General features: G+C 66.2%; 15 protein-coding genes. 4 read left to right on the forward strand and 11 right to left on the reverse strand.

The window, feature by feature from the left end; all coding sequences use genetic code 11:
• The 6 genes from C4301_RS07900 to ispD form a co-directional block, all read right to left on the reverse strand.
• Positions 1–315 (reverse strand): ferritin-like domain-containing protein (locus C4301_RS07900; protein WP_352414553.1); only part of this gene is annotated, 315 nt, incomplete at its 3' end.
• Positions 316–645: 330 nt separating this feature from the next.
• Complete coding sequence (locus C4301_RS07905; protein WP_352414554.1) at positions 646–1,263, reverse strand: anti-sigma factor; 618 nt, start codon at positions 1,261–1,263, stop codon at positions 646–648.
• Positions 1,253–1,819, reverse strand: a complete 567-nt coding sequence (locus C4301_RS07910) for a sigma-70 family RNA polymerase sigma factor (protein WP_352414555.1) — start codon at positions 1,817–1,819, stop codon at positions 1,253–1,255. Before C4301_RS07910 ends, C4301_RS07905 begins: the two co-directional genes overlap by 11 nt.
• Before the next feature lie 50 nt (positions 1,820–1,869).
• Positions 1,870–2,451 (reverse strand): TenA family protein, encoded by a 582-nt coding sequence (locus C4301_RS07915; RefSeq protein ID WP_503012409.1) that lies wholly within the window; start codon positions 2,449–2,451, stop codon positions 1,870–1,872.
• Entirely contained in the window at positions 2,448–3,245 is a 798-nt protein-coding gene (gene ispE / locus C4301_RS07920; protein WP_352414557.1) for a 4-(cytidine 5'-diphospho)-2-C-methyl-D-erythritol kinase, read from the reverse strand. The genes C4301_RS07915 and ispE overlap by 4 nt, the downstream gene beginning before the upstream one ends.
• A complete protein-coding gene (gene ispD, locus C4301_RS07925; RefSeq protein ID WP_352414558.1) occupies positions 3,233–3,868 on the reverse strand; it encodes a 2-C-methyl-D-erythritol 4-phosphate cytidylyltransferase in 636 nt (211 codons plus the stop codon). The genes ispE and ispD overlap by 13 nt, the downstream gene beginning before the upstream one ends.
• A gap of 25 nt (positions 3,869–3,893) precedes the next feature.
• Here ispD and uppP point away from each other — a divergent pair, with 25 nt between their 5' ends.
• The gene (gene uppP / locus C4301_RS07930; protein WP_352414559.1) at positions 3,894–4,673 is read left to right on the forward strand and encodes an undecaprenyl-diphosphatase UppP; all 780 of its coding nucleotides are present in this window, start codon (positions 3,894–3,896) and stop codon (positions 4,671–4,673) included.
• On the opposite strand, the gene C4301_RS07935 is transcribed toward uppP, so the two are convergent.
• The gene (locus C4301_RS07935; protein ID WP_352414560.1) at positions 4,649–5,719 is read right to left on the reverse strand and encodes an aminotransferase class V-fold PLP-dependent enzyme; all 1,071 of its coding nucleotides are present in this window, start codon (positions 5,717–5,719) and stop codon (positions 4,649–4,651) included. The genes uppP and C4301_RS07935 overlap by 25 nt on opposite strands.
• Positions 5,720–5,874: 155 nt before the next feature.
• On the opposite strand from C4301_RS07935, the gene C4301_RS07940 reads away from it, so the two are divergent.
• The 3 genes from C4301_RS07940 to C4301_RS07950 all read left to right on the forward strand — a co-directional run bounded on the left by C4301_RS07940 (position 5,875) and on the right by C4301_RS07950 (position 7,797).
• Positions 5,875–6,915, forward strand: coding sequence for a DnaJ C-terminal domain-containing protein (locus tag C4301_RS07940; RefSeq protein ID WP_352414561.1), 1,041 nt, complete (start codon positions 5,875–5,877; stop codon positions 6,913–6,915).
• Between the two features lie 108 nt (positions 6,916–7,023).
• Positions 7,024–7,245 (forward strand): cold-shock protein, encoded by a 222-nt coding sequence (locus tag C4301_RS07945; protein ID WP_038064636.1) that lies wholly within the window; start codon positions 7,024–7,026, stop codon positions 7,243–7,245.
• Positions 7,246–7,311: 66 nt separating this feature from the next.
• Positions 7,312–7,797: a GNAT family N-acetyltransferase gene (locus tag C4301_RS07950; RefSeq protein WP_352414562.1), complete on the forward strand. Its 486-nt coding sequence runs from the start codon at positions 7,312–7,314 to the stop codon at positions 7,795–7,797.
• A 4-nt stretch (positions 7,798–7,801) separates the two neighbouring features.
• Here the strand turns inward: C4301_RS07950 and C4301_RS07955 are convergent, their stop codons facing one another.
• The 4 genes from C4301_RS07955 to C4301_RS07970 are packed head-to-tail and all read right to left on the reverse strand — an operon-like array spanning position 7,802 to position 10,702.
• Positions 7,802–8,041, reverse strand: a complete 240-nt coding sequence (locus C4301_RS07955; RefSeq protein WP_352414563.1) for a ferredoxin — start codon at positions 8,039–8,041, stop codon at positions 7,802–7,804.
• A gap of 33 nt (positions 8,042–8,074) precedes the next feature.
• Positions 8,075–8,617: a hypothetical protein gene (locus C4301_RS07960; RefSeq protein WP_352414564.1), complete on the reverse strand. Its 543-nt coding sequence runs from the start codon at positions 8,615–8,617 to the stop codon at positions 8,075–8,077.
• Between the two features lie 4 nt (positions 8,618–8,621).
• Complete coding sequence (locus C4301_RS07965; RefSeq protein ID WP_352414565.1) at positions 8,622–9,296, reverse strand: NTP transferase domain-containing protein; 675 nt, start codon at positions 9,294–9,296, stop codon at positions 8,622–8,624.
• A gap of 56 nt (positions 9,297–9,352) precedes the next feature.
• Entirely contained in the window at positions 9,353–10,702 is a 1,350-nt protein-coding gene (locus C4301_RS07970) for a PEGA domain-containing protein (protein WP_352414566.1), read from the reverse strand.
• Between the last annotated feature and the right edge of the window lie 2 nt (positions 10,703–10,704).

Here is a 10,704-nt window from a genome sequence, read left to right on the forward strand (position 1 = left end):
GACGGGCCGGGATACCGCTGCATCCCCTAGGGCTTGGCGGAGGAAGTTGACGTGGGCCAGCTCGTCATTGGCAATCTCTTTCGCCAAGTCCAGATCGTCACCCGTCAGGCCAGGAACAGTGGTAGAACCGGAGACCCCTTGAGGCAGGATCACCGAGGCCCCCCCGCCGGGGAGGTCCTTCAGCCGGCCCACCGCGGCCAGGTAGAAGGCCGCCTCCAGGTATTCCAGGTTGAGGGCGAAGTTAAGGATATCCCTATCGATGTTCTGGGCCTGGGCCGGGGCCTGGCAAGAGGAAAGAACGCCACCAAAAAGCATTCCCGCGCCTACAGATCCCAAACCTTTAAGAGCCGTCCTCCGGTCCAACCGACCCTCCAACATCGCCTTTCCCATACGCTATCCCTCCCTTAGAGGGGCTTGGTTTTTGACCCCTCTACTTCCTAATACGCAAAGGGAGGCGGATTGGATTTAAAGACCGTGGCACCCCCCCTGGGGAGGCCCACGCCCTCTCGTCGCCAGGTGTGAAGAGGGGTGGAGGGGGGTTCTTAGGCCAGGCGGCAAAGGCCGTGAGGCGTAGAGCCCCCCTCCACCCCTCCCCCTTCAGGCGGAGCGGGCCTCGAGGGCGGCCCCTACCCCCCTCGGGTGCGTTCACCTCGGCAGCCCTAGAACCTGGCTGGGTCTGGAACTCCCCCCGGGGGGCTCCAAGGAGATGGCCAAGGCCCTGGCCTCGGGGGGAAGGCGCAGGGTTTTCAGGGGGAGGCGGAAGGTGGGCAAGGGCATCAGCCCGTCCGTCTTCACCCCCCAGGCCTGGTAGACCCGGCCCGGGGGTGGGGAAGAGGTAAGGATGACCAGGGCGGTCCTGTCCTGTCGCAGGATAACCCGGCCCACCACCCCTCCGCTTGGGCGCTCCAGGGCAAAGACCTGGGTGTCCGGACGGCCCAAGGTCAAAAGCCAGCCCCCCGTCCAGAGGAGGCCATACCCCCCCAAAAGGAGGGCGATCACGGCCGCGGCCCGCCCCAGATGGCTAGGCCAGCGCCTCCGGTACTTTTCCCGCCGGATGCGGGCCATAAGCCGGGTCTCGAGGCCCGCCGGGGCAGGAGCCTCCTCTCCCTCTAAAAGCGCGGCCACGACCTCGCGGAGGGCCCGCACCTCCCCCCAGAGCTCAGGATGGGCCTCGAGGGCTTTGTCCAGCCGTTCTCGCTCACCAGGAGGAAGGGCGTTCAGAACGTAAAAAGGCAGAAGCTCGCGGACCTCCTCAGGGCTCACCGAGAACCTCCTTGAGACGGAACAAAGCCCGGCGAGCCCGGGTCTTCAGGGTTCCCAGGGGCAGGCCCAAGCGCTTGGCCGCCTCCTCGTGGGTGTAGCCTTGGTAGAAGAGAAGGTGGAGGACCTCCGCCTCTTCCGGGGGAAGGGTCTTCAGGGCCCGGGTAAGGCGAAGCCGGTCCAAATGGGCGTCTTCATCCAGCCCAGGGCCCGGCAGATCAAAGGCCACCTCTTCCGGATCCTCTGGATCGGAGAAGGGCTCCACCGCCTGGGGCCTGGCCCGGCGCCGTCTCAGCTCGTCCACCACCGCGTGATGGGCGAGGGAGAAAAGCCAAGCCCGGGCCGAGGCCCGCCTGGGGTCAAAGGTGGCAGCCCCGTGCCAAACGCGCAGGAAAACCTCCTGCAGCACATCCTCTGACGTGGCCGCGTCCAGCCCAAAACGGCGCGCCAGACTAAGGAATGCACCCGAGTAGCGTCTAAAGAGCACCCTTAACGCCTCCTCCTCCTGACGGGCTACCAGGGCTAAGAGGGCCTCATCGGAAAAGGCCTCGAGGCTCATCCAGCCCTAGTATAGGATACGGTTTCCCCAAGGTTCTGGTTTGCCCAGGCCTAGGCCCCGGCCTCCTCAGAGAGAAGAAGGCACCAGGACCGGTACTCCATCTCCAGGATGCGCTCGAGGTCAGGGCCCAGAAGGGATGCCTCCACCTCCCCCATCGCCCCTTCGGCCAGGACCTCGAGGTCGTAAAGCACCGCCTGGAACTCAGGAGCGGTCCAGTGCTGGGCCACCTCCAGGGTCTCTTCGCTCTTGGCATGGACCACCCAGGCATCCAGAAAAACCCGTTGCATCGTGTAGTGGAGGACGGTCCGCGAAGGATAAGGGCGGCTTTCCAACTCCGAAAGGAGCTCAATATAGGCCTGCCTCACGGGATGAACAGGAGCGGAAGGGTCCGCTCCCTGGGCGAGGAGCCAGTCTAGCTCCTCCACCGTGGCCCGGAGGGCCTCGAGGAGGGCCAGGCGGTGGGCCTGGGGGGCCTCCCTTAAAAGCCCCGCCTGGAAGCGGAAAAGCGCCTCCACAAAGGGGTAGTCCTGGAGGAGCCAGTAGGTGAACCGTTCCCTGTCCCAGCGGATGGGCAGCTGAAGGATGCGCTCAAACGTCGGACCATACTTCAGAAGAAGCGCCCTCACCTTCATCCGAGCCACCCCGCCCTAGCCCACCCAAGCGGCCTCAAGGCCTTGGCCGCCTCCTGGGCCTCCTCGAGGGAGGAGGCCAGGCCAAAGAAGCTGCTCCCGGAGCCGCTCATCAAGACCCCCCGAAGCCCCAAAGCCTGCATCCTCTCCTTCACCTTTTTGAGCTCGGGTTGCAGGCGGAAAGCCGGCCCTTCCAGGCTGTTCCAGTAAGGAGGCTCTCCCCCCGGTAGGGCGTTTAAAATGGCCTCCACGTTCAAAGGCCCCCCATAGTCGTGGGGCTTGACCTCCGCGTAGACCCTGGGGGTGGGAAGCCGGGGCCCCCCGTAGAAGAGGACCACCGGAACCCTAGGGGCCTCCAAGGGCCGGAGCACCTCCCCCACCCCACGGGCCTCCGCCACCCCCCCGAGGAGGAAGAAGGGGACATCCGCCCCCAGGGAGCGGGCCAGGGCGAAGAGGTCCACCGGCGCGGGGTAGAGGTCCTTAAGTAGGAGGAGGACCGCCGCTGCGTCCGAGCTTCCCCCACCCAGGCCTGCCGCCTCAGGAAGGCGCTTTTCCAGCTCCACCCGCACCCCCCCGGGCCAGCCTGCGGCCTCCAGGTAGGCCGTGGCCGCCCGGTAGACCAGGTTTCGCTTCCCATACCTCCCCCTGAACTCCACCCCGCCCGGGGTGGGTTCCAGGCGGACCAGGTCCCCCACGCTCACCTGGGCGAAGAGGGTGTGCAGCTCATGGTAGCCGTCCGGGCGGCGGCCCAGGAGGGAGAGGCCCAGGTTGACCTTGGCCGGGGCTAGGCGTTCCATACCAGGGCTTGGGCCAGGGCCAGATCCTCCGGGTAGGTGATCTTAAAGGCCCGCACTTCCCCCTCCACCAGCGCCACGGGGTAGCCGAGCGCCCGGACCAGCTGGGCATCGTCCGTGGCCTGGATCCCCTTCATTTTGGCGTACGCGTGGGCCTCCCTTAAAAGGGCGGTGAAGAACCCCTGGGGGGTCTGGACGAGTCTGAGCCGCTCCCGGGGCAGAACCGGCCCATACTCCCCGCCCACCGCCTCCACCAGGGTGTCGGGCACAGGCAGCACCGGAACCGCCGCCCCCGTGGCCCTCGCCTTTTCCAAGACCCGGAGGGCCAGCGCCCGGCTGGCAAAGGGGCGGGCCACATCGTGAACGAGGACCATCGCGGTGTTCGCCTCCGCCAGAAGCCGGGCCACGCTCTCCTGCCGGGTCTTCCCCCCCTCGAGGTAGCGCACCCGCCCCCGGTCCGGAAGCCGGTACCCCGGGGGAAGGGCCACCAGGATCTCATCCGCAAAGGAAAAGGTGTCCAGCACCCAGTCTAAAAGCGTCCTCCCCCCCACCTTTAAAAAGGCCTTGGGACCCTGGCCGAGCCTCTCCCCCAGGCCTGCGGCGGGTAGGAGGACCGAGACCTCCATGCCCTTCATGGTATCATGCCCTTTCATGAGCGCTTGGGAGGCCTTCTTCCTCGGCGTGGTGGAGGGGCTTACCGAGTACCTCCCCATCTCCTCCACCGGGCATCTGACCCTTCTTTCCCATGCCCTGGGCCTGGACCTGGAGCACGACCCCTTTTTGAAAAGCTTCGTTATCGCTATCCAGCTGGGGGCGATCCTGGCCGTTCTCCTTCTTTACAGGAAGCGGTTTTTAAGGGACCTCGAGGCTTGGAAGCGGATCCTGGCCGCCTTTTTGCCCACCGCCCTTGTGGGCTTCCTCCTTTACCGCCTGATCAAGGAGGTCATCCTGGGCAAGGACTGGATCGTGGTCCTGGCCCTCTTTCTGGTGGGGCTTCTCCTCCTCTATGCCGACCGGGCCCTGGCGAACCGGGCCAGATACCGAGACTTGAACGAGCTTCCCCTGAGGGAGGCCGCTTTAGTGGGGGTTTTTCAGAGCCTCGCAGCGGTCATCCCCGGCACGAGCCGGAGCGGGATCACCATCTTGGGGGGGCTTTTCGTGGGCCTAGACCGGAAGGCGGCCGCGGAGATGAGCTTCCTCCTGGCCGTGCCCACGATGCTGGCCGCCACGGGGTACGACCTCCTAAAAAGCGTCCAGGCCTTTCCCCAAGGGGGGTACGGCCTTCTGGCCTTGGGGCTTCTCACCGCTTTTCTCACCGCTTCCCTCACGGTGCGCCTCATGCTCCGCCTGGTGGAGAGGCTGGGCTTCGCCCCCTTCGCCTACTACCGGATGGCGTTGGCCCTGGTCTACGCCCTGGTCTTCATGCGCTGAAGCACCCGGTCCAAGGCCTCGAGGAAGCCTCGGTACACCCCCTCCTCCGCCTGGTCCCCCATGAGCCCCAGGCGCAGGACCTGCCCCCGGGTGGGGCCGATCCCCCCGGCCACCGTGTACCCTTCCTGGTAAAGGGCCAACCTCAAGGCCTCGGCCTCTATGACCTTAGGGGGCCGGACCACCAGGACCGTGGGGAGTGGGCTTTCCTTGGGGTAAAGGGAGAAGCCCCTCTCGGAAAGCTCCTCCAAAAGCCAGGCGAAAACCCGCTGCGCCCGCCTAGAGCGGGCCTCTACCCCCTCGGAAAGCGCCCGGTCCAAGGCGGCCAAAAGGGCGTAGTGGAGGAGGACCGGGGTGGTGTGGTGGTAGCCGCCCCTTTCCCAGTGCTCCGCCACCCGCTCGAAGTCCACGTACCAGGCCCGCCCGCCTTGGAGGAGGGCCCGCCCCCTTCTGGAAAGGGCAAAGGGGGCCAGGCCCGGAGGGGCACAAAGGCATTTCTGGCTTCCCGTAAAGGCATAGTCGGCCCGGGTGCGCCGCATGGAAAAGGGGAGCATGCCCAAGGTGGTCACCGCGTCCACCATGAAGACCGCCCCCGTCCCCTCCACCAGGGCCCCCACCTCCTCCACCGGGTTCAGGACCCCTGTGCTCGTCTCCCCGTGGACCATGGCCAAAAGCCGATACCTTTTCCGCCTAAGCGCCGCCTTCACCGCCTCCAAGCGGACGGGTTCCCCCGGAGGAAACGAGAGGAGGTCGGTCTTTAGGCCATAGGCCCGGCTCATCTCCGCCATACGGGCCGAGAAGGCCCCCGTCTCCAAGACAAGAACCGGCCCCTCCTTGAGGTTCGCAAAGGCCGCCTCCATGCCCAGGCTTCCCGAGCCGGTCAAGGCCGCCACCAAGGCGCCCTCATCCGGGTCAAAGAGGGTTCGGAGCCGGTCCTGGATGGCCCGGTTTACCGCCAGGACCTCCGGGTCCAGATGCCCCCGCATCGGGGTCATAAGGGCCTTCTGCACCTCCGGGTGGACGGGGGTAGGTCCGGGAGTCAAAAGCATCCTCACCTCCAAAGAAAAAACCCCCCGAGCAGCACCCGAGGGCCCCTTCCCCAGGGAAGGGCACCCTCACGGCGTAGCTCGGAAGGCCCTCACTGCCAAGCACTATACCGAAACGGCCTCTTCCTCGTAAAGCCTTATGCGGTACACTACACCTGGTGAAGGACTACTACGCCATTTTGGGCGTAAGCAAGGACGCCACCCAGGAGGAGATCAAACGGGCCTACCGGCGGCTCGCCCTCGAGTACCACCCGGACAAGCACCCGGGGAACAAGGAGATCGAAGAGCGCTTTAAGGAGATCAACGAGGCCTACGCCGTCCTCTCCGACCCCGAGAAAAGAGCCGCCTACGACCGGGGCCAGGAGGTGGGGGAGTTTTCCTGGAGCGACCTCTTCAGCCTTTTTGAGCAGGTCTTCGGCATCCGGCCCGGCCGCACCCCCCGGGGGGAGGACCTGGAGGCGGAGGTGGAGGTGGAGCTCAAGGACCTCCTCACCGGCAAAGAGGCGGAGGTGCACTACGCCCGGCTGGTCCCCTGCCCGGACTGCCAAGGGGCGGGGGGAAGCCGCCTGGTCTGCCCCAGCTGTGGGGGAAGGGGGGTGGTGGAGACTTACCGTCAGGGCTTCTTCGGCTCCTTCGTCCAGCGGACCACCTGCCCTCACTGCCGCGGCCAGGGGTACGTCCTCAAGGAGGCGTGCCGCACCTGCGGGGGAAGGGGCCGGGTGAGCCGGAGAGAGACCCTGAGGGTCCAGGTGCCCCCGGGGATGGACGAGCAGGCCCTTTTGCGAGTCCCGGGGATGGGCAACCTGGCCCCCGGGGGGCCGGGGGACCTGTACCTCCGCCTTAAGGTGCGGCCCCACCCGGAGCTGGAGCGGGAAGGACCCCACCTCCTCTACCGCCTGAGGCTCGGCCTGGCCCAGGCCGCCCTGGGAACGCGGGTGGAGGTACCGGGCCTGGAGGGGCCCATCCCCTTGGAGATCCCCCCTGGAACAGGGCCGGGAGAGGTGTTTGAGCTGGAAGGAGCGGGCCTTCCCCTGCCCCGGGGGGGGCGGGGCAACCTCCGGGTGGTCACGGAGATCCAGGTGCCGAGGAAGCTCTCCCCCAAGGCGCGGGAACTCCTTAGGGCCTACGCGAAGGAGGTGGGGGAGGAGGTCCTCCCCGAAGGGTTCTGGGAACGGCTCAGGCGGGGATTCAAAAAGTAAACGGGGCGTGGTATAGTGAGGCATTCCGGGCCCTCGAGGTGGCCCCATGGGCAGTTCCGCCCTCGAGCCCCGGGATGGGGCCGGACGGCCTCGTGCAAAAGGAGCGGTATGCAGAAGGGTCGGGTCAAGTGGTTCAACGCGGAAAAGGGCTACGGGTTTATCGAGCGGGAGGGGGATACGGATGTCTTCGTTCACTTCAGCGCCATCAACGCCAAGGGCTTCCGCACCCTTAATGAAGGGGACATCGTCACCTTTGACGTGGAGCCGGGCAAGAACGGCAAGGGGCCCCAGGCGGTGAACGTCACCGTGGTGGAGCCCGCCCGCAAGTAACCTGGGAAACGGGCGCCCCGGGGTCAACCCCCGGGGTTTTCCCTTTTCAAACCGGAAACCGGTAGGATGGAAGGGATGCGGCTGGTATCCGTGCGCTTCCGCCCTCTGTCCTTGGACGATGCCCCTCTGGTTCACGCCATCTATCGGGAAAGCCCCTCCTACTTCGCCCAGATCGGGATGGAGACTCCCACCCTCGAGGACGTGGTGCGGGAGATCAGCGCCCTTTCCCAGGACCCACGGCGCCGGGCCTTTCTGATCGAAGCCCACGGGGTACCGGTGGGCTATTTGGACTATAAGCTCCACTACCCGGAGGAAGAGGAGGCCACCTTGAGCCTCCTCCTCATCCGGGAAAGCCTCCAGGGGAACGGCCTTGGCCAAGCGGCCCTGGCCCACCTCGAGGCAACCCTAACGGGAAGCGTCCGGCGGATTTATGCGGTGGTCTACGGGCAGAACCCCAGGGCCCGGCGGTTCTTCCAGGCCCAGGGGTACCGGTTCGTCAAGGAGGGAGGGCCTCCCCTCGCCTGGTACGCAAAGGAGCTCAAAACCCCCTGACGGCTCAGGAAAGCCCGGCCAGCTTACGGTTCTTCTCGATGTAGGACTTCCACTCCTCGGGGACGTCCTCCTCGGGGAAGATGGCGTTCACGGGGCAGGCGGGAACACAGGCCCCGCAGTCGATGCACTCCTCCGGGTGGATGTAGAACTGGTCCCCCCCGTCGTAGATGCACTCCACCGGGCAGACCTCCACGCAGGACTGGTCCTTTACTCCGATGCAGGGCTCACAGATCACATGCGGCATCCTTCACCTCCCGAGCCTTCGCTCCCCCCTATTTTAGGCCATCCCCCCCCGCGTCAAGAGGGGCTCCCGGAAGACCACCCCCAAGATGCGATCTCCTTCGGCCACGAAGACCGCCGGGCGGTTCCAAAAGAGGGGCCTAAGCTCCGTCACCGCCACCTCCGGACCCACTACGGCCGCCTCCTCCCAGGGAAGGATCTGGTCGGAGAGCCCCAAGACCCCCACGGGCCGCCCCTCCTGGACCAGAACCGCTACCCCACGCCCCTCGTAGGCCTCCAGGCCATCCAGAAGGGGCACGGGCCGGGCCAAGGCCCGCACCGGCTTGGGGGCGACGAGGCCCGCGGTGAGGAGGGTTCCGCAGGGGACCCGGACCGCCCCCTGGGCCAGGTACAGGGCAAAGGTAAACACCAGAAGGAAGAAAACCCCCTCCAGAAGGCCTATGAAGTTGAACCCCTCCCAGCCGAACTTCCCACCCCCTCCGGTAAGGGCATGGACCATAAGGGAGGCGAGCAGGCCCAGGACCAAAGCGGCCAGGTAGGAGAAAAGCCCGGCCAGGCGCAGTTCCTTAACCGTACGCATGGCCCTAGCTTACCCCAGGCCGGTCCAGGTCCATCCCCACCTCCGCATAGGGGACGATGAGAGCCCGGGCCTCCAGGCCTAGGATCCTCTGGGCCCGGGCCTCGAGGTGGCCAAGGGAAAGCCGGCCGAGAAGGTAAAGGACCAGGATATCCAGGCCCACGAGCCGGGCCAAGGCCAAGGGTTTCTTCCGCAGCGCCACGACCTTTTTCGCCAGGGGAAGGGCCTTTTCGAAGAGGCCCCGGTCCAAAAGGAGAAGGTTGCCCCCGGTGAACACCCCTTCCCTAAGCCGGGCATAGGTCCTTTTGGACCCGGGAAACTGGGCCTCCACCGCCTCCTTGGGGACGATGGTGTAGACCAGGGCCGCCTTAGGGTCCTGACCGAGAACGAACTCCACCGCCTCCCGCGTCAAATAGGGGAGGTCCGCCGTGCAGACCAAAACGCGGCTTTGGGTGTGAGGAAGGGCGGAGACCAGGTTTTCCAAGATGCCCCCAGTGTCCGGAAGGACCAGGTCCGGCCGGACGGAAAGCCCCCGGTCCTCCCCCACGTACACCACCCGAAGACCTGCCCCCTTCAGGGCAGAAAGGACCCAGTCGGCAAGGGGCCGGCCTCTGTAAGGGTAAAGGGCCTTTGGCCCCCGGGCCCAGGCCTCTTTTCCCCCGGCCAGAACGATCGCATCCATCCCCCGCATCTTACAAAAGGCCCCCCGCCTGGGCGGGGAGCCTGGAAGGAGAAGCCTTAAAGCGGCGTCAGGGTAAACCGGAAGACCTGGTTTTGGTAGAGGTCAAGCGTCTGGACCAAAGTCCTATACCCGGGGGCCACCAAGGTGAGCTCGTGCTTTCCAAAGGGGGCTTCAAACCGGAGGTAGCCCCCCTTGGCCAGGCCCACCTCCGTCCCGTCCAGGAAGACCCGGGCCTCAGCGTTCAGATAGAGCTCCACCACCGCCCGGGCGGGGACGAGCTGGACGAAGAGCTGGGTGGTCTCGTTCCGTCTCACCTCCACCTGGGCCCGGTACTCGTTGTAGCCCGCCAGGACAACCCGCACCTCATGCCGCCCCTCGGCCAGGGTAAGGGAGAAGGGGGTACGGCCCACGAGGGTGCCGTCCACGTAGACCTCCGCCCCTTGGGGCCTCGAGTCCAGCCTAAGGGTACCGGTTCTGGGCAGGGGGTTGAGACGGACCTCCAGGCGGGTCTCCCGGCCTCGCTCCACCTGAAGGGTGGCCCGGTAGGGCTCGTAGTCCGCCAGGCGGAGCTCCACCGGGTAGCTTCCCTCGGGGAGGCTAAGGGAGATGGGCGTACGTCCTTTGAGCTGGCCCGAGACGTAGACCTCCGCCCCTTGGGGGGTGGAGTTCACGTAGAGGAATCCGGTTCTAGCCTCGGGAACGAGCTGGGCAAAGAGGCGGACCCGCTCCCCAGGCCTGGGGTTCACCGTGGCCTTGAAGCTCTGGTAACCGGAGAGCCGGACCTCCACCTCGTGCCGGCCAGGGCTCACTTCTAGGACCACAGGCGTGCTGCCCACCGCCCTCCCGTCCACCAAGACCCCTGCCCCCCGGGGGGAGGAGTCCACCTCCAAACTGGCCCGGGCCGAGGCGGGAGGCAGGACCCGCCCCACCACGAAGTACACCGCCACGTCCGTCACCCAGTCCTCGTCCGGAAGGGGCTCCACCACGATGGAGAGCGCCCGGGCCAGCCCCTCTGCCCCCTGGACCTGAACCTGGTTCTGTTCAATATTCAGGATCTTTCCGATGGAAAGGGGCTCTTTGCTGGCCACGGCCAGAATCCGGTCCTGCCCCTCGGGGCCGGTGACGGTGTAGCGGTACCGCCCCCCCTCCGGGGGGAAACGCCGGGTCTCCCCCGCCCGCAGAAAGTTGTTCCGCTCGTAGGCGTTGGGCAAAATGGGGTCAATCCGCCCGTCCGCGTTGATGTTGAAGAGGTAAACGTAGGCGTCCTGGTTGACGCTCACGTAAACATAAATCGGCTCCCCCACCTGGTAGACCGCCTGCCCCGTCTTGGCCGGGTCCTTGTCCACCCAGACCTTCACCTTCAGGTCGGTGGGCACCGGGTTCACGATGATACCTTGGGGCGTGATCC

The sequence above is a fragment of the Thermus sp. genome (genome assembly GCF_040290245.1).
GTDB lineage: Bacteria > Deinococcota > Deinococci > Deinococcales > Thermaceae > Thermus_A.

What these genes read in the sequence shown, in the direction of transcription:
- C4301_RS07960 (WP_352414564.1), bottom strand. Translation starts at nt 8,617, where the DNA reads ATGCGTACGGTTAAGGAACTGCGCCTGGCCGGGCTTTTCTCCTACCTG.
- ispD (WP_352414558.1), bottom strand. Translation starts at nt 3,868, where the DNA reads ATGGAGGTCTCGGTCCTCCTACCCGCCGCAGGCCTGGGGGAGAGGCTC.
- C4301_RS07950 (WP_352414562.1), top strand. Translation starts at nt 7,312, where the DNA reads ATGGAAGGGATGCGGCTGGTATCCGTGCGCTTCCGCCCTCTGTCCTTG.
- C4301_RS07915 (WP_503012409.1), bottom strand. Translation starts at nt 2,451, where the DNA reads ATGAAGGTGAGGGCGCTTCTTCTGAAGTATGGTCCGACGTTTGAGCGC.
- C4301_RS07955 (WP_352414563.1), bottom strand. Translation starts at nt 8,041, where the DNA reads ATGCCGCATGTGATCTGTGAGCCCTGCATCGGAGTAAAGGACCAGTCC.
- C4301_RS07945 (WP_038064636.1), top strand. Translation starts at nt 7,024, where the DNA reads ATGCAGAAGGGTCGGGTCAAGTGGTTCAACGCGGAAAAGGGCTACGGG.
- C4301_RS07910 (WP_352414555.1), bottom strand. Translation starts at nt 1,819, where the DNA reads ATGAGCCTCGAGGCCTTTTCCGATGAGGCCCTCTTAGCCCTGGTAGCC.
- C4301_RS07965 (WP_352414565.1), bottom strand. Translation starts at nt 9,296, where the DNA reads ATGGATGCGATCGTTCTGGCCGGGGGAAAAGAGGCCTGGGCCCGGGGG.
- uppP (WP_352414559.1), top strand. Translation starts at nt 3,894, where the DNA reads ATGAGCGCTTGGGAGGCCTTCTTCCTCGGCGTGGTGGAGGGGCTTACC.
- ispE (WP_352414557.1), bottom strand. Translation starts at nt 3,245, where the DNA reads ATGGAACGCCTAGCCCCGGCCAAGGTCAACCTGGGCCTCTCCCTCCTG.
- C4301_RS07935 (WP_352414560.1), bottom strand. Translation starts at nt 5,719, where the DNA reads ATGCTTTTGACTCCCGGACCTACCCCCGTCCACCCGGAGGTGCAGAAG.